16 protein-coding genes are annotated in these 16,597 nt (G+C 41.3%); 9 read left to right on the top strand and 7 right to left on the bottom strand.

Annotated elements, in window-relative coordinates:
• Nucleotides 1-13: 13 nt before the first annotated feature.
• Nucleotides 14-1,774 carry an ABC transporter ATP-binding protein gene (locus tag AB5N96_RS03770; RefSeq protein WP_499704665.1) on the bottom strand — a complete coding sequence of 587 codons (1,761 nt, stop codon included), beginning with the start codon at nt 1,772-1,774 and terminating at the stop codon, nt 14-16.
• A gap of 187 nt (nt 1,775-1,961) precedes the next feature.
• Here AB5N96_RS03770 and AB5N96_RS03765 point away from each other — a divergent pair, with 187 nt between their 5' ends.
• Genes AB5N96_RS03765 through AB5N96_RS03755 form a run of 3 tightly spaced genes read left to right on the top strand, consistent with a single transcriptional unit; the run spans nt 1,962 to nt 6,670 of the window.
• The gene (locus AB5N96_RS03765; protein ID WP_499704805.1) at nt 1,962-3,347 is read left to right on the top strand and encodes an ABC transporter permease; all 1,386 of its coding nucleotides are present in this window, start codon (nt 1,962-1,964) and stop codon (nt 3,345-3,347) included.
• Between the two features lie 11 nt (nt 3,348-3,358).
• The gene (locus tag AB5N96_RS03760; protein WP_499704664.1) at nt 3,359-4,855 is read left to right on the top strand and encodes an ABC transporter permease; all 1,497 of its coding nucleotides are present in this window, start codon (nt 3,359-3,361) and stop codon (nt 4,853-4,855) included.
• A 21-nt stretch (nt 4,856-4,876) separates the two neighbouring features.
• The gene (locus AB5N96_RS03755; protein ID WP_499704663.1) at nt 4,877-6,670 is read left to right on the top strand and encodes an ABC transporter substrate-binding protein; all 1,794 of its coding nucleotides are present in this window, start codon (nt 4,877-4,879) and stop codon (nt 6,668-6,670) included.
• 43 nt (nt 6,671-6,713) lie between these two features.
• Here the strand turns inward: AB5N96_RS03755 and AB5N96_RS03750 are convergent, their stop codons facing one another.
• Nucleotides 6,714-8,078, bottom strand: a complete 1,365-nt coding sequence (locus tag AB5N96_RS03750) for an RQC-minor-2 family DNA-binding protein (RefSeq protein ID WP_499704662.1) — start codon at nt 8,076-8,078, stop codon at nt 6,714-6,716.
• A 175-nt stretch (nt 8,079-8,253) separates the two neighbouring features.
• Here AB5N96_RS03750 and pxpB point away from each other — a divergent pair, with 175 nt between their 5' ends.
• The 5 genes from pxpB to AB5N96_RS03725 are packed head-to-tail and all read left to right on the top strand — an operon-like array spanning nt 8,254 to nt 12,606.
• Nucleotides 8,254-8,913, top strand: a complete 660-nt coding sequence (gene pxpB, locus AB5N96_RS03745; protein WP_499704661.1) for a 5-oxoprolinase subunit PxpB — start codon at nt 8,254-8,256, stop codon at nt 8,911-8,913.
• A complete protein-coding gene (locus AB5N96_RS03740) occupies nt 8,906-9,865 on the top strand; it encodes a 5-oxoprolinase subunit C family protein (protein ID WP_499704660.1) in 960 nt (319 codons plus the stop codon). The genes pxpB and AB5N96_RS03740 overlap by 8 nt, the downstream gene beginning before the upstream one ends.
• Nucleotides 9,855-10,628, top strand: a complete 774-nt coding sequence (locus AB5N96_RS03735) for an IclR family transcriptional regulator (protein WP_499704659.1) — start codon at nt 9,855-9,857, stop codon at nt 10,626-10,628. Before AB5N96_RS03740 ends, AB5N96_RS03735 begins: the two co-directional genes overlap by 11 nt.
• The gene (locus AB5N96_RS03730; protein WP_499704658.1) at nt 10,615-11,370 is read left to right on the top strand and encodes a LamB/YcsF family protein; all 756 of its coding nucleotides are present in this window, start codon (nt 10,615-10,617) and stop codon (nt 11,368-11,370) included. The genes AB5N96_RS03735 and AB5N96_RS03730 overlap by 14 nt, the downstream gene beginning before the upstream one ends.
• 15 nt (nt 11,371-11,385) lie before the next feature.
• Nucleotides 11,386-12,606 (top strand): NRAMP family divalent metal transporter, encoded by a 1,221-nt coding sequence (locus AB5N96_RS03725; RefSeq protein ID WP_499704657.1) that lies wholly within the window; start codon nt 11,386-11,388, stop codon nt 12,604-12,606.
• Between the two features lie 24 nt (nt 12,607-12,630).
• On the opposite strand, the gene AB5N96_RS03720 is transcribed toward AB5N96_RS03725, so the two are convergent.
• Complete coding sequence (locus AB5N96_RS03720; RefSeq protein WP_499704656.1) at nt 12,631-14,322, bottom strand: PAS domain S-box protein; 1,692 nt, start codon at nt 14,320-14,322, stop codon at nt 12,631-12,633.
• Between the two features lie 70 nt (nt 14,323-14,392).
• Nucleotides 14,393-14,947 (bottom strand): hypothetical protein, encoded by a 555-nt coding sequence (locus AB5N96_RS03715; protein ID WP_499704655.1) that lies wholly within the window; start codon nt 14,945-14,947, stop codon nt 14,393-14,395.
• A gap of 217 nt (nt 14,948-15,164) precedes the next feature.
• Here AB5N96_RS03715 and AB5N96_RS03710 point away from each other — a divergent pair, with 217 nt between their 5' ends.
• A complete protein-coding gene (locus AB5N96_RS03710; protein ID WP_204591352.1) occupies nt 15,165-15,614 on the top strand; it encodes a phosphate-starvation-inducible protein PsiE in 450 nt (149 codons plus the stop codon).
• A gap of 107 nt (nt 15,615-15,721) precedes the next feature.
• Here the strand turns inward: AB5N96_RS03710 and AB5N96_RS03705 are convergent, their stop codons facing one another.
• The 3 genes from AB5N96_RS03705 to AB5N96_RS03695 all read right to left on the bottom strand — a co-directional run bounded on the left by AB5N96_RS03705 (nt 15,722) and on the right by AB5N96_RS03695 (nt 16,492).
• Entirely contained in the window at nt 15,722-15,883 is a 162-nt protein-coding gene (locus AB5N96_RS03705) for a hypothetical protein (RefSeq protein ID WP_204591354.1), read from the bottom strand.
• 65 nt (nt 15,884-15,948) lie between these two features.
• Nucleotides 15,949-16,104 carry a hypothetical protein gene (locus tag AB5N96_RS03700; protein ID WP_204591356.1) on the bottom strand — a complete coding sequence of 52 codons (156 nt, stop codon included), beginning with the start codon at nt 16,102-16,104 and terminating at the stop codon, nt 15,949-15,951.
• A gap of 70 nt (nt 16,105-16,174) precedes the next feature.
• Nucleotides 16,175-16,492, bottom strand: a complete 318-nt coding sequence (locus AB5N96_RS03695) for an ArsR/SmtB family transcription factor (RefSeq protein ID WP_204591358.1) — start codon at nt 16,490-16,492, stop codon at nt 16,175-16,177.
• Nucleotides 16,493-16,597 lie beyond the last annotated feature (105 nt).

Here is a 16,597-nt window from a genome sequence, read left to right as displayed (position 1 = left end):
GGTTCTTTTTTGTTTAATGGTGTGTCAGCTCCTGTTGTAGAGCTACCCAGTGGTTCGGGCTTACTTCTGTTAAAAGGGCATCTTCCACATCGTAGTGAGTGGTCGCATCTTGTTCAGCAGAAGCGGCACGTGCAGCTCGTCGCTCTACCTCCACATGTGGATCCGGGAGAGGGATTGCTGCAAGAAGTGCTTTTGTATACGGGTGCTGTGGACTTGTATAAAGTTCTTCACTCTCAGCCAGTTCTACAATCTTTCCTTTGTACATGACAGCTACACGGTCACTTAAATGTTTCACCATCGATAAATCGTGGGCAATAAACAAGAATGTGAGACCTAGTTTTTGTTGCAGCTCTTGAAGTAGCTCTACTATCTGCTTTTGAATCGACACATCTAAAGCGGACAGTGGTTCATCGCAGACAATAAAGTCTGGCTCTACTGCGAGGGCACGCGCAATACCGATACGTTGACGTTGACCGCCAGAGAATTCGTGTGGATAGCGCATCGCATGAGCTTTCTCAAGACCAACAAGTTCCAACAGTTCCTCTACACGTGCCTGACGTTGTTCTCGAGAACCCGCTAAACCATGTAAATCCAAGGCCGTACCAATAATATCTACAACTTTTTGACGTGGGTTTAATGAGGCATACGGGTCTTGGAAAATAATTTGAACACGTCTGCGCATCTGCTTTAATTGTTTTTTCGTCAAGCGGTTTAGTGGGATACCATCAAAAAGTACATCACCAGAAGTCGCTTGGTGTAGTTGTAAGAGTGTGCGACCTGTTGTTGATTTACCAGAACCCGACTCTCCAACGAGCCCTAGAGTTTCACCAGGGTAAATGGAAAAGCTAATGTTGTTGACTGCTCGCATACGCTCCCCGCGGCCTAAATCAAACTCTTTCACTAATGAACGAACCTCTACTAGGGGCTGTGAAGGGTCACGGTCTGTTTCAACTAAACTCTGAAGTTTTGGTTTTTTCGGTTCATGAAGTTTTGGAAGGGCATCGAGCAATTTTTTTGTGTATGGATGTTTTGGTGAATAAAAAATCTCTTCAGTGCTTCCGGTCTCAACAATTTCACCTTTTTGCATGACGATCACGCGGTCACACATTCCTGCCACAACACCTAGGTCATGGGTAATGAGAATAATCGCTGTTCCTAAACGCTCTTGCATCTTTTTCATTAGAGCTAAAATCTGCGCTTGAATCGTCACATCAAGAGCAGTTGTCGGTTCATCAGCCAGTAACAGTTCGGGTTCACAGGCTAGCGCCATAGCAATCATCGCTCGTTGACGCATGCCTCCAGAAAATTCGTGCGGATACTGCGCTGCACGTTGACGAGCTTTTGTGATACCGACTTGTTCCATTAAAGAAATCGCTTGTTCAAGCGCGTCCCGTTTCGACAGACCTTTATGCTTCGTCAAGCTCTCAGCAATTTGCTCTCCGATACGAGTAGTGGGGTTCAGAGAACTCATAGGGTCTTGGAAAATCATTGAGACTTCACGTCCCCGCAATTGCTCCAGTCTTTTTTCAGTAGCACTCAGTAACTCTTCACCTTTCCACTCGATTGATCCACTTTTTACAAATGAAGGAGGAGAAGGAAGAAGTCGCATAATAGAGCGGGCTGTCACACTTTTGCCACTTCCCGATTCCCCTACAATTGCAACGGTCTCTCCAGGAAATACCTCAAAATTTATACCTTTAACGGCTTCTACCTCACGCTCTCCTGCTAAAAAAGAGACGCGAAGATCTTTTATAGAAACAATGGGTTGGACCATTTTAAACACCTCAATCATAAAGTAAGAAAAACTAGTTGACTCTTTTTCGAATATGTTTCATACTCTACTATACCACTAGGAATTATACAATATATACAGTCCATAGAAAACTCCTCTTCTATCAATTGGAAGGGGGGTTGAATTTTTGCTAAGAAAGGAGTGCGGTCAGGTGAACGTTGCTCAATTTATGGAATCGAATTATCGTAAAGCAACAGGTGATAAAGGGATGCGCCTTTTCATTATTCTTCTTGGTTTGCCTCTCCACCTCATTACATTCTTTCTATATCTGATTCATCGTCCTTCTAGCGACTATGAAAAGCTCGTTGCTAAAGAAAAAGACAAACTATCCGAGGACTTACGCGAAAAATGGTTCTTGGATTATCTGGCACAAGAACAGGCAAAAAACAAAGCGTTTCAGCTTGGTCAATCTCCAGAAGTGCTTGAGCAAACAGCTCGTGGACTTACAGTAGACCATGAGAATCGCTTAATTGGTACCCAGTTAGAGAAAAAGGGAGTCAAACCTAATAGCTACATTGATTTTACAGCAGATCGGATTGGACGCCCGCTCTTCTTTTGGTTAACTTCTATACTTGGATTGATCATGTATGCCTATCTAGCAGGGAGAAGTCAGTCGTTTGCTTGGTTCGTGTTTGGTCGTCTCGTTCAAACCGTGTTCGTTATTTTAGGAGTCGCTGCATTCGTATTTACAATACTCTACATATCGCCTCTAGATCCCGCACGAAACATACTTGGAGTTGAATCAACACCAGAGCAAGTCGCCAACTTCAATCGTATCTATGGATTAGATCAACCGTATCTTGTACAGCTTTGGAATGCCCTTCACAGCTTATTTACATTTGATCTAGGCACTTCATTTGCTGGAAGAGAAGATATCACAGCAAGCATCGTATCCAAGTTTCCTATCACGTTGACGATTGCATTTTTCTCCTTGCTGATGGCGATTAGTATTGCGATTCCAGCTGGGATTGTTTCAGCTCTTCGTCCAAATACGTATTGGGATTACACGTTTATGATTGTGGCACTCATCGGACTCTCTATTCCTAGCTTTTGGCAAGGTTTACTCTTCATCTTAGGGTTCTCCATTCACTTGCAGTGGTTCCCAGCGACATATAGTACATCCAATTGGTTGTCTCTTGTCTTACCGATAGCAGTTCTCGGGACCTCGATTGCTGCATCAATTGCACGGATGACACGTTCATCGATGTTGGAAGTCATTCATGAAGATTACATCGTAACAGCGAAAGCAAAAGGATTGTCTGAACGCCATATTGTGACTAAACATGCACTGAAAAATGCAATGATTCCTATTATTACTGTCATTGGTTTGCTGTTTGGTGGAATGCTTGGCGGTGCTGCCATTACGGAAAAAGTCTTCAATATTAGTGGTATCGGAAGTTACATCGTAGATAAACAGTTCATTCCAGACATTCCAGCACTGCTTGGTGGCGTTGTGTATATCGCAATTGCTATCTCTCTTGTGAATTTGATTATTGATATTTTGTACGCATTTTATGATCCACGTATTCGCTCGACAATGAAGAAGAAAGGATAGGAGGGGCGACATTGAAACAAATCACAAATGACGCCCTGCGTCTGAAACTCTCGCAAGACTATCGCAACGCCAATTTTACATGGGTTTTCACCTTACTTTTTACACTTTTGTTTTTAGCATACAGCTACGACTTCTCGGAAGCTCAATTTCGTCTACCTGTCGTTAGTTTCCTGATTGTTTATGCTCTCACGACTATCTATGTCGTATTTGTTGCACGGAAGATAAAAAAAGACGTAGTAACAAAAGGGGAAGTTGCAAAAGCAACACGCCTTCTAGCATATCCACTGGTACTTACAGTGGTAGTCGGAAATATCTTTGCTGCAGGTTTTGCATTCTCCTTTGCGAGTCGAAATCAAACACCTGAGTATACATTTGCAGTTTATGCACTTCTTACACAATTGTTTGTAGTAGGCGTCTCTGCATTTAACTTGTTCAAGCCATACGTCGTCGATACGTTCCTCCTTGCGATGGGTGTGTTGCTGACAGCAGCTATCATTTACTTCGTGTTAATCATACTGACTGCAAAATTTGTAACGGCAGATGCAGCTCCTAAATGGATGCTCATTCCAAGTATCTTGCTCATAGCAACTGTTCTAACGGGGAACTTCTTTGCATTCTTGCTAGGGTATTCATTGCTTAAAAAAATCATTTCTAACAACCCATCGTCCATTGAGAAATGGAATTCCATGTGGGTAAAGATTACGCGGAACACCATGGCAATCTTTGGGATGTTCTTTATTACCTTTATCTTTTCGCTATCTGTCGTGAGTGAATGGCTGTTTGATTATGATTTCGCAACTCAGAATAACTACAGTGCAATTTTACAGAGCCCGTCCTTACTTTATCCACTGGGTACAGATGACTTCGGACGTGACCTGTTCTCTCGTATTGTATTCGGCGCTCAGATTTCATTAATTGTCGGATTTGCATCGACTGTTATTCCGGCACTTATTGGAGGAGCACTTGGGGCAATTTCTGGTTACTTTGGCAGAAAAACAGATTCCATTATCATGCGTTTGCTCGATATTTTATATGCAATTCCAGGAATCCTCTTGGCGATTGCCATCATTGCAGCATTTGGTGCGAATACAGTCAATTTGATTATTGCGTTGAGTGTAGGAGCGATTCCTACTTACGCACGAACGATGCGTGCGACCGTCATGCAACTATCGAATTTTGAGTTTGTAGAAGCAGCTCGCGCACTGGGGGCATCGGATGCGTCCATTATCTTTAAGCAAATTGTTCCAAACTCGTTAGCTCCAATGATTGTTAAAGCGACGCTTACTATTGGTGGTGCTGTTATTGCAACGAGCAGTCTTAGTTTCTTAGGACTTGGGATTGAACCTCATATCCCAGAATGGGGAAATATTTTGAAGGTGGGGAGCACATACCTAGAGACTCATTCGTATGTCGCCATTTTCCCAGGAATCTGTATTATGCTTCTTGTTTTATCATTTAACTTTTTTGGAGATGGCCTGCGCGATGCGCTTGATCCAAAAACAAATTAACCTAGAGGAGGAATTAACAACATGAAGAAATTTTTTGCGGTTGCTGCAGCAGCAACGCTCGTATTAGCAGGCTGTGTAGAAACAAAATCGGGAAGTGAGTCAGGTGGAGTGTCGGAAACGGCTTCAGCTGAAAAACCGGTAATTGAAGTGCTAGGGATGGCATCGAATGAGCAAGATATGAATATCGTTCGTGACCAACTATTAAAAAATGGTTTTGAAGTGACATTGAACATTCAGCCAGACTACGGTTCATTCTCTTCTCAAAAAGATGCCGGGAATTATGATGTGGCCATCTCATCTTGGACGACAGTAACAGGGAACCCAGATTATGCAGTACGTGGGTTATTTAAGTCAGACGGTGCATCTAGTGTCATTGCGGATGAGCAACTAGATGAATTGATTGATGCTGCAAGTGCTGTAACAGGCGACGAAGCAGTAGAGGCATATAAAGCAGTTGAAGAATTACTTGTATTTGACCAAGCGTATATTGCACCTCTTTACATTTCAAATAAAGCACAAGGGATCTACTCTGCGGCAGTAAATCCTGATACAGTGCGTTTATCCAAATCACGTGCACAGGCATGGGAAAAGATTTCGTTCAACGACGAATCACTCAATGCATCTGAGACATTGGTTTTGCACCAAGCAATCGGTTCATTGACATCACTTGATCCAATTAAAGCAAATGACGGTTCTATCAATACATTGAACACAAATATGTACGTTCGTTTAGTGAACTTAACAGATGAAGACGAAGTGGTTTCAGAAGATTCCTTGTCGTATAACTATGCTATGACAGATGATAATTCAAACTACTACTTCATCCTACGTGACGATATTAACTTTGCTTCAGTAGAAGACGGGCAAGCGGTCGACACAGGTGATTTAGTGTCTGCTGAGGACGTTGTATTCTCCCTTAACCGTGCAAAAGATCCTGAATCTGTTCCGGATCACCGCACATACAGCTTGCATGAAAACATGGAGACTGTAGAAGTTGTAACAGACCTTGCGGAACTTGAAGGAGCATCTACTCCGGATGGCGACAGTATTTTAGAAGCATTATCTCAAGAGTTACCGACTGATATCACAGCACTAGTTGCTTCTGAAGACGAAGTTGACAACGCTGCTGGAAACTATCAAGTTGTAAAAGTAACAACGACTCAACCTTTCCCACAAGTATTAAACTACCTTGCACACCAATCAGGTGGTATCGTATCTGAGCAACAAGTATCTGCAATCAACACATTTGATGTGGCAAGCTTTGATCCGAACAGTGATATCGCATACGGAGACCAGTCTACAATCACAGAAGGCGGTTCATATGACAACCAATTGTTTGCGAGCGGTCCTTATATCTTAGTTCAAAAAAATGACTACGAAGCACAATTTGTAAAAAATCCAGCATATCGTGCAGATTCTGACTATGCTCCACTAATTGATTCAGTAAATGTTCGTTTCATCGATGATAACGACAGTGCATTATCGGCACTTCGTAACGGAGAAATTCACGTTCTTCAAACAGTTCCAGATACGAAGTATGACGTAGTGTCTTCAGATGATAACTTGACATTGAAACAAGCTGACAGCAACGGCGTGAGCTACTTACAGTTCAACATGTCAGGTCGTGAAGTGTCAGAATCAGCAGATCTACGTAAAGCGGTTCTGTACTCAATCAATCAACAAGATTTCATCACGTACTACCAAGGGAACAAAAAACCAGCTGTATCTACAGTTTCACCTTTAGTAGACACTGGTCTAACATTTGAAGCGGATGCAGACAAAGTGAAAGAATTCTTGAACGCACACGCAGAGTAATCAATAAAGACCTGTTCCGAAAAATGGGACAGGTCTTTTGTTGTTACCAAAAGCTCTTGATAGCCTGGGGAATCAATTTTTTAGGCCACGGTCGCAGGAGCCCAAAAATCGGTGAAGTGTGTAGGTTTAAACTACGAACTTTGCTAGTCGCTTCACCTTTTAATACTTGGATCAATAAATGGAATGTCATATTTTCATCGCGTGCTAAGTAATCCTCAATGACATCGACTTCTTCTTCCATCAGCTCATATCCCTTCGTAGAGAAATAAACGACTTCAGATTTTGAAATCTCAGTAGTGGTATGGTTTGCTTGCTCGAGTTCATCTTGCAGAACATTTAGGAACTCTTCTTTTGTAAAAGCAAGGTAAGGTTGAACAAAGCGTAAGCTATCAATCGTTGCTAATTTAACGTGTTGTAAAGAAAGCAAAGTTGGCTCGATGAGGTCATGTGGAAAAACTGCCTCACGTATCGATGCTACAAGTTGATTCCCAGGACCAAGGATATCTTGGGTAGCGACATTCTTCGTCCATAACTGAACTTGTTGAAGTTTTTGTAAAGCTCTTATTACTTTAGGAGTACCCTCTGCTAAATCATTGAATTGTCGCTCGATTGTAGCGATACGCTTTTTAGCTTGTTCTATAGATGGTTCTTCAGGGAGCACAACTTGATCTGAAAGTGGGTAGTAGCCATACTGTAGGTTACACTCTTCACAAGTCACAGTAAAGCTAGTGGCGGACTTTGAGATTTCAAGTTTAATCGGATGTTTACATGCTGCGTATCGTGCTTTCTCTGGTAGTGCACGGTAAGGTCGTAACACGATTTCCACCCGATGGCGCCAAAATGCCACATCTTCCGGTGGGTTTAAAACACCTAACAGCATCGAGCGGTTTAGAACCTCGACAGCTTCAATCACATCACGCTTTTCACGAGCAAGCTCAATAAAAGGGTTTTGACTGTATGCTGCTTGTGCTTTGGCTTTCCATTGTTTTCGGGATAAAGAAATAAGTTTACCTGTAAACGCATAACGCGTGAGTTGTAACTCTAGGTAGCTTTTTAGTTGTGTTTCCGATAATTTATATAAGTTTTTTGTATCAAAATGATGTGTTTGTGTAGTGAGCTGTAGTCCTTGTTTCTGTTTCTTCCACAAAAAATAGTCTGGTTGAATCAAATACGGGTAAGCGCTCGTTTCCCCAACGACTGCTAGTGGAAAGACTCCGACGGGAAGTTGAGTCAGCTTTGCGATTCGATGTTGATCTTCCATGGGGAATGCATGGAGTAACTCTTTGATGGTTGCATTTAATTGATTTAAAAATGATTTAGATATAGATGAGGGTAGTTCAGCGCCTATCGGTAGAAGATAGAGATGGTCAAATGGTTGATCTGTGAAGCCTACTTGAGTCAGTGACATAAAAACTCCTCCTCTCTCTTCAGTATAAGTACTTCATGTCTCATGCCCAATTAATTTGCTCGTATTATTTTCAGAATAATGGAACGAAATATTGCAAGAATAGAAGTTATCTTGTAAGATAAGAAAAAGTTTCGAAAAATGGAATTTATGTTCCGAATAATGGGATGGTGAAGCAATGAAGTCATTTTGGCTATCCGAAGAATTATGGATCCTTCGTTTCAATCAAGCAGAAACAACGAGTGCCCAAATCCGAGCGATTGAAAAGTTAATCACTAGTCGTTTTCAAAATGTAATTTGTGAAACCGTTTCCACTACAACGACTATTGGAATTTATGTAAGTCCCCATTTAACAAGTGAAGAATTATCGAAGCTCGAGACCGAGTGGAGAACTCTTGCGCAAAGTGAAACCTATAAAGAAGACCTGGAACCTAGAATCATTAAAATTCCCGTAGTGTATGGGGGACAAGAGGGGCCAGACTTAGCGTTTGTTGCTAAACACACGGGGTTAAGTGAAGAGCAAGTCATTGCTAAACATACATCCGTATTATATCCAGTTGAAATGATTGGATTCGCTCCTGGATTTCCCTACTTAGCAGGACTTCCTGAGGTGATTCATGCACCAAGGAAGCAAACACCTAGTGGAAAAATAGTAGCTGGTAGCGTGGGGATCGCAGGGTCTCAAACGGGGGTCTACTCCATTGCAACTCCTGGTGGATGGCAAATTATTGGTCGGACAGCAGTGCAATTATTTTTACCAAATGAAAATCCTCCAAGTCTACTTCAACCGGGGGACTTGATACAATTTGTTGCAGTGGGGAGGGATGAAGATGCTTGAAGTGATCCAACCAGGTCCTTTTACTACCGTTCAAGATTGTGGTAGACGAGGATATCAGCGGTACGGAGTGAGTGTGACGGGGGTCATGGATCGTCAATCCCATATACTGGCCAATCTGCTGGTCGGAAATGAACCACAAGAAGCGACTTTTGAAATTACGTTTTCAGGAGCGAAATTTAAGTTTCATCGTTCTACTACAATCGCAATTGCTGGAGCAGATATGACACCTTTAATAAATGGTGAGCCTATTCATACAGGACGTCCTGTTTTCATTCCAAGTGGTAGTGAACTACATTTCTCAAAAATGAAATCGGGTTGTCGTACGTATCTTGCTGTTACTGGTGGGTGGGATATTCCATCTGTTTTAAAGAGTAAAAGTACATTTCTACGTGCAGGCATAGGTGGCTTCAAAGGCCGAGCACTTTGCAAGGGGGATGAAATTGCTTACTCTGAACAGTCTCTTGCACAACATAATTCAGAGGACTGGCATGTGTCGTCTGATCGTTGGTGGAAAAGAGGACATGTGCGTGTCATAAAAGGACCTGAAAGTAATCAGTTTACATCTGAACAGTTAAAGCAGTTTACGAATTTTCCTTATAAAGTATCTCCCCAGTCAGACCGCATGGGTTATCGACTTCAAGGAGAAGGGATTAAAAAAGAAAACTCTCTAGAGATGATTTCAGAGCCTGTTACGTTTGGCACCATTCAATTACCATCGGACGGTCAACCGATTATTCTAATGGCAGACAGGCAAACAACTGGAGGGTATCCACGTATTGGTCAAGTGATAGAAGCAGACTTGTGTATACTTGCACAGAAAAAGCCAGGAGAGACGATTCAGTTTGAATGGGTAGATATAGAACAGGCACGTATGCTCTCTAAAGCAGTTCATCAATGGATGAAAGAAGTGGACGCAAGTATTGCACTGAGGAGGAAACAAGATGCTGAATAAGACAGTCGTCAAATCAATGGAGATTTTACATGTGTTTTATGACAAAGAGGCAGCTTCTTTAGCAGATATTATGACCTATACTGGATTACCGAAAACGTCTGCTCACAGGATGGCAGAAACACTTGTCGAGATGGGCTTTTTAGAAAAAAGCGAAGATCATAAATATCGTTTAGGTCTACTTTTCTTAAAGTTTGGTTCTCTTGTAGCTGAGCGAATCGATCTTCGACGAATTGCGTATCCCTATATGCAACAACTACGTGATGAGTTTGGAGAAGCGGTCAATCTGATTGTACGTGACGGTATGGAAGCAGTATATATTGAAAAAGCGGATACGACTGAACGAATTCGCGTGTATACACAAATAGGTAGACGAGCTCCTCTCTATGCAGGCGCGTGTCCAAGAGTGCTGTTTAGTTATTTACCAGAACAAGAGCAACAAAAACTAGCAGATGCATTCACATTCGTGCAATATGCCGAACAAACACCCATTTCCAAGGAAGTGTTATTCGAGAAAGTGGTAGAAACGAAAAAAAGTGGATGGGCACTGAGTCATTCTGAACTGGAAAGTCATTCTTCTGCTGTTGCTATACCACTCATTGATTATACAGGGAATGTCGTGGGCGGAATGAGCTTTGTGGGACCACAAATACGTTTTACCGATGAAAATCATATAGCTACACTAGCAAAAGCCTTACAACAAGCAGGCGTTGAAATTTCACGCAAGTTAGGTGCGAAGGAGGATGTTATACATGCGCTCTATTGATTTGAATTGTGATATGGGAGAAGCTTTTGGATCTTACGAAATAGGGAATGATGCAGCCATTATGCCGTATATTTCTTCAGCAAATATTGCCTGTGGATTTCATGCAGGAGACGCCCATGTGATGCGTAAGACCGTAGAACTGGCTCTTAAAAACGAGGTAAGTATTGGAGCGCATCCAGGGCTTCCGGATTTGCAAGGGTTTGGTCGACGTGAACTGGCAATCACTCCAGAAGAAGCATTTGACTATACGGTTTATCAATTAGGGGCTATGCAAGCTGTCGCAAAGAGTTGCGGCACTGCTTTACATCATGTAAAAGCCCACGGTGCCCTTTACAATATGGCAGTAAGAGACGAGGCCTTAGCGAGTGCTATTGTGCGTGCAGTGAAAAGTTGCAATCACCAGCTTGTAATTGTAGGGCTAGCGGGGAGTGCATGGATAAAAGCTGCCAAAGCACAGGGTATGAACTATGCGCAAGAGGTGTTTGCAGATCGCCGGTATGAAATTGACGGAAGCTTGACTTCACGCTCGCATGCGGATGCCTTGATCACGGATACACAGGAAGCAGTTGAACACGTGGAGCGCATGGTGGTGGACGGTGTAGTAGAAACTCGTCTAGGTGAGCGAATCCCAATTCAAGCAGATAGCATTTGTATTCATGGAGACGGAGAGCATGCAATAGAGTTCGCTAAAGCGATTTATAATCGGTTCGAACAACTATCCATAGCTGTTCGACATTTTTAAGTGGGAGATGAGAGTATGAAGGATAAAGGGGTAACTTTAGCACAGCAAGAACAGAAAAAAACTAGAAGTGTCCTGTTGGGTGCCGCATTCCTGATGGCAACATCCGCTATTGGACCTGGTTTTCTCACACAGACCACGGTATTTACACAGCAACTGGCCGCAAGCTTTGGTTTTGTCATTTTGATTTCAATTTTATTAGATATTGGAGCGCAGACGAATATTTGGCGTATTTTAATTGTATCGGAAAAGCGAGCGCAAGATGTTGCGAATGCATTGCTTCCTGGACTTGGGTATATTCTTGCAGGATTGATTGTACTAGGAGGAATAGCTTTTAATATTGGAAATATCGGAGGGGCCGGGTTAGGTTTGAATGTCCTTTCGGGTATTTCTCCAATTACAGGAGCCATGATTAGCGCAGCGATTGCAATCGCCATCTTCTTAGTAAAAGAAGCAGGCCTTCTGATGGATAAATTCACGCAAGTGCTTGGTTTTGTGATGATTGGTTTAGTACTCTATGTTGTATTTCAATCGAATCCACCAGTTGGAGAAGCTGTGTTGCGTACATTTGCACCAACACAAATTGATTTTCTTGCAATCGTCACATTAGTTGGAGGTACGGTTGGTGGATACATTACATTTGCTGGAGCACATAGACTATTAGATGCTGGTATGCGTGGCCAAAAAGATTTACCGCAAGTAACGAAAGGTTCTATCTCGGCAATTGGTATCGCGTCTATCATGCGTATATTCTTGTTCCTAGCTGCATTAGGTGTTGTTTCACAGGGGCTCGCAATCGATGCGACGAATCCACCGGCATCTGTATTTAAACTTGCAGCCGGGGAGATTGGCTATCGACTATTTGGTGTTGTTATGTGGGCGGCGGCGATTACATCAGTGATTGGAGCGGCTTATACTTCGGTTTCATTCATTCGTTCTTTCCATCCATGGATTGAGAAAACACACAAATGGTGGATTGTAGGATTCATTGTTCTTTCTACGATAATTTTTGTGTCGATTGGCCGTCCTGTTAAGATGCTCATCTTAGCGGGTTCATTAAACGGATTGATCCTACCACTAGCGCTCGGCATTATATTAGTAGCAGCCTATAAGCCATCTATCGTAGGTAACTATAAACATCCAATTGGATTAACAATTGCAGGTGTGTTAGTTGTTCTCCTGATGGCATATATGGGAGGCTACACACTTATTAATCAATTGCCAACTTTATTTGACTAACAAAAAGCGATGACTCGTCTAAAGTCATCGCTTTTCTAAATCTTCATAAAACGTATATGCCGTAATCTTGTGCTTTTTCGATTCATATAATGCGTTGTCTGCTGCAATAAACAAAGCTTTTTTATCGAGAGCATCTGATGGAAATCGTGCAATACCAATGGCAATCTCAATTGAAATTGCGTGCTGTTGATATATAAACTCTAGTGCAAAGGCGTTCGCAATGCGTGCTACTATCTCTTCGATTTTTCCTCTAGAGTCTTGTTTGGTTAACACAACTCCAAACTCGTCTCCACCAAGACGTGCAACCAAATCTTCTGGACGAACATTAGCAGAGAGACGTTTTGCTAGTTCGGTAATGACCGCGTCGCCTGCATCGTGTCCGAGTGTATCATTGATCATTTTGAACTGATTGCCATCTACTAAAATGACAGCCAATCCTTCTGACAATTCTCGTTCAGTAAGCATCTCTTGGAGCGCGTCATCAAAGGCGCGACGATTCGGTAAACCCGATAGGTGATCATAATAAGCCATCTGCTTTAATGTTTCTTGAAGGTCATGGCGCTCTGAAATGTCGCGTGAAATAGTAATAATGTTCATCACGCGACCGCGCTCTATGACTGGGCTTGCAACGACTTCCATCCAAATAAAATGCCCTTTTTTGTGTCTTAAGCGCATCTCCATCGTGAAATGCTTCCTAGTTTGTATCAACTGCTGAATATGGTGCTGGACAGAAAGTTGATCATCGGGATGAACAAATGTGGTAAACCGTTGGCCCAAACATTCTGTCGGCTCATAGCCAAGAAGCTCACGAACAGAGGGTGAAAAATAATCGACACGACCATTTCGGTTGAAAACTTTAATCACATCAAATGCATGTTCAGTGATAACTTTATATTTTTCTTTGCTCTGGTCTAATTCACGTTGTATGTTTTTTAGACTTGTAATGTTGTTATATACAACATGAATAGCAATTGGTTGGCCCGACTCATTAAAAACCGGAGTATAGGAAGCAAGAATATCCACTATTTTTCCGGATTTCGTTATACGTTGGGTTTCATAGGATTCAATAGATTCAAAACGATCTAAACGCTCCTGCAAGGCATTCATTTCGTCCTCAAGAAAGTCGGGAATAATCTTCCGCATCGTATGAGCGAGTTCATGTTCTTCATATTCAAACAACTGACAATAAGCAGGATTCACTCGTAGCATAGTTCCGTCGAGATTGAGTTGGAAAATGGGATTAATTGCAGTATTCCATAGTGTTTCAAGTTCCCGATTCTTTTGTTCAAGCACATGATTCATTTCTTTTTCAAACAACTTTTCTTGTTGATACAGTGCGGATACATCCTGAACAATACCCAGTATATGTGTAATTTCATTTTGGGCATTGAATAGTGGTGATAAAATACTTTCTCCAGTGAACTTCCCTAATGTCGTATCCACTTGTTGTCGAAAAGAGATGGATGCCCCAGCTGAGACGACACGCATATAGGCTTCATGCAGCGGCAACGCTTTTTGTGGCGTATGAATAGTTAAGATGGAATGTCCAAGGGTTGTGTCATTAAGGTCCAAAACGGCTCTAGCTTTTTTATTGATGAACCGGTAGATAAACTCATCTTGTTTATATTCCATAAGAAATACCAAGTCCGTCACATGATCAAGCATTTGAGTGAGAAGTGCAATTTCAGAATTACCTCTAATGATAGATTTTCCCATTTTCTCAACTCCCCAAAAACTGCCTTTTGTTAAAGTATACGGTAGCCCTATCAGTTTGTCTGTTAGATTTTTAGCGTTTTTCTTGCGGTTGTAATAAATCTTTTTCTGCATCCGATGTTGTTGGTAAAAATGGGTCAGGGCAATAATCTGTTCTCTTCCCGTACCGGACCATTTCATAAATGAGTAAGCCATTATTCGGTTTTCCATTTACCATCCGCATAGGGACGATATCGAACAACACATAGTAAAAACTATAGAAAATATACCGATCCCAAAACGAAGGCCATACTTCAAGGACACCATTCACGAGTAAAAGATTCAGTCCAATGGCGACAAAGCTATTCATAAGGATAGGCGCGCTATAGATAACAATATAAATCCATCTATTTTTATGGGCTAGGTCATCGTATGAAAACCAGCTATAGAGATGATAATACTTTCGAATATCAAACATTCCGAATTTTAGTAAGCGTGGGCCACTTCCAATGGTGATCCGTGGATTTTTTAAGCCAAAGAAAAATCCAACAAGTACATAGGCAAATTCACGAATGAATACAACGATTGGTAGAATAATGAAAGCTGAAATCAACAGAGAGAGAAAATCGGCAAAACCAAATGTAAACATGCAACTCCTCCTTCTTGTCTTGGCAGTATAGCAGGTCTCTGTAAAATTGTAATGTCAAACCCATAAAATGGAAACGCTTACCAAAAAAAGTGTTGACGAGCGCATGAAATCCACGTATAACTAGACTAATCCTTTGATTGTAAGGAAAGTTTACATGGCGTTTATAATGGCTTCATGAAGTAAGCGTACAGTTGAGGTGAGTAGAGGAGGAAGTGAGATGAAAAGAGAAGGAAAACCTTTGGCAGTAATGGTACCGAAAGTGTTACAGCTTTTCTTAAATAGTGCGTTGATCGGTTTGGCGATCACTTTATGCTTTTTGCTCATGCGGTCACTGATTGAATTCATCCAACTCCTATGGACGATGGAATCCTACAACTATAAATTGTTTTTAGCAGATATTTTATTGTTCTTTTTATATTTTGAGTTCATTGCAATGATAGTGAAATATTTTAAAGAGGACTATCATTTCCCTTTACGCTACTTTATCTATATTGGTATTACTGCGATGACACGAGTAATCATCGTTGAACATGATAATCCTGTTCATACATTGCTGAATTCTGTAGTAATCTTCATTTTGATCGGGGGTTATTTCATCATTAATATGACGCCACGTGAAAGACCCGAACCACACCCACCGAAAAAAACCTCCCTGCATCTTAAATGATGTAGGGAGGTTCTTCATTGTGAGAACAATTTACGTAAAGTTTCTTTTAACCACTGCCCAAACGATTGCTTTGAAGCGAACTCTCTTGATCGTTCAATACGCATGGATTAAGCAGACTTTTGAGTAGACTTGAAGATGTTCCATTTAGACAAGCCTTTCACTTTGCTTGTAAATGAAGCTGTTGTGTTTTCAAGACGCTGTTCTGCATGGAAAGCTGTCTCTGATTGTTGTTCTTTTACTGATTCTCCAAATGTATAATAGTTCATCATTTTCTATTCCTCCATAATTGTGTGAATTTTTAATTAAACAAGACAATTTGATAAAAACTTTAAAATTAAGCCGTTCGTTTAGATTTGATTGAAAACCACTGTGTCCAAGATGGTTTTTTAGAATGAGCTGCTGTTTGGTTTGTCAAACGCTGCTGTGCTAAAAATTGAACGGAATCTTGGTGTGCTTTCACGGACTGGTGCATTGTGTAAACATTCATCATGAGTAATTCCTCCTAAATTGTTTGAATTATTAATTAAACAAGACAATTTGATTAAAAGCACAGCCGGAAATCAATTTTCCGGTTTGAACATACAGCATAGCTCATCGGAGAGCAGTTGATTTAATTCGTGCTGGTTCAATTCGTAAAAACTCCATGTGCCACTTGTTTCTTTTAAAAGTAAGTCGGCGTCTAAAAGAATTTTAAGATGGTATGACAGTTTTGATTGTGTCATATCGACGAGAGGTGCAAGATCTCCTACACACATAGCGCCTTTATTCGATAGGATGTTTAAAATCTGCAAACGCTTCTGATCACTAATGGCTTTAAACTTTTTTTCAAAAGTAGCTAATGTATCGGAAGAAAGTGTGTAATATGTCGTTTCTTGCATCGAATTCACCTTCTAGTAATCAATCAAATTTTCTTGATATGTTCATCATACGACCACTAAAACCGTATGTCAACTATTTCATCAAAAAATATTGATTAATTGATA

Source organism: Chryseomicrobium imtechense (assembly GCF_041475995.1).
Lineage (GTDB): Bacteria > Bacillota > Bacilli > Bacillales_A > Planococcaceae > Chryseomicrobium > Chryseomicrobium aureum.
This window is presented reverse-complemented; position numbering and strand designations above follow the sequence as displayed.

What these genes read in the sequence shown, in the direction of transcription:
- AB5N96_RS03770 (WP_499704665.1), bottom strand. Translation starts at nt 1,774, where the DNA reads ATGGTCCAACCCATTGTTTCTATAAAAGATCTTCGCGTCTCTTTTTTA.
- AB5N96_RS03765 (WP_499704805.1), top strand. Translation starts at nt 1,962, where the DNA reads ATGGAATCGAATTATCGTAAAGCAACAGGTGATAAAGGGATGCGCCTT.
- AB5N96_RS03755 (WP_499704663.1), top strand. Translation starts at nt 4,877, where the DNA reads ATGAAGAAATTTTTTGCGGTTGCTGCAGCAGCAACGCTCGTATTAGCA.
- AB5N96_RS03750 (WP_499704662.1), bottom strand. Translation starts at nt 8,078, where the DNA reads ATGTCACTGACTCAAGTAGGCTTCACAGATCAACCATTTGACCATCTC.
- pxpB (WP_499704661.1), top strand. Translation starts at nt 8,254, where the DNA reads ATGAAGTCATTTTGGCTATCCGAAGAATTATGGATCCTTCGTTTCAAT.
- AB5N96_RS03740 (WP_499704660.1), top strand. Translation starts at nt 8,906, where the DNA reads ATGCTTGAAGTGATCCAACCAGGTCCTTTTACTACCGTTCAAGATTGT.
- AB5N96_RS03735 (WP_499704659.1), top strand. Translation starts at nt 9,855, where the DNA reads ATGCTGAATAAGACAGTCGTCAAATCAATGGAGATTTTACATGTGTTT.
- AB5N96_RS03730 (WP_499704658.1), top strand. Translation starts at nt 10,615, where the DNA reads ATGCGCTCTATTGATTTGAATTGTGATATGGGAGAAGCTTTTGGATCT.
- AB5N96_RS03725 (WP_499704657.1), top strand. Translation starts at nt 11,386, where the DNA reads ATGAAGGATAAAGGGGTAACTTTAGCACAGCAAGAACAGAAAAAAACT.
- AB5N96_RS03720 (WP_499704656.1), bottom strand. Translation starts at nt 14,322, where the DNA reads ATGGGAAAATCTATCATTAGAGGTAATTCTGAAATTGCACTTCTCACT.
- AB5N96_RS03715 (WP_499704655.1), bottom strand. Translation starts at nt 14,947, where the DNA reads ATGTTTACATTTGGTTTTGCCGATTTTCTCTCTCTGTTGATTTCAGCT.
- AB5N96_RS03710 (WP_204591352.1), top strand. Translation starts at nt 15,165, where the DNA reads ATGAAAAGAGAAGGAAAACCTTTGGCAGTAATGGTACCGAAAGTGTTA.
- AB5N96_RS03705 (WP_204591354.1), bottom strand. Translation starts at nt 15,883, where the DNA reads ATGATGAACTATTATACATTTGGAGAATCAGTAAAAGAACAACAATCA.
- AB5N96_RS03700 (WP_204591356.1), bottom strand. Translation starts at nt 16,104, where the DNA reads ATGATGAATGTTTACACAATGCACCAGTCCGTGAAAGCACACCAAGAT.
- AB5N96_RS03695 (WP_204591358.1), bottom strand. Translation starts at nt 16,492, where the DNA reads ATGCAAGAAACGACATATTACACACTTTCTTCCGATACATTAGCTACT.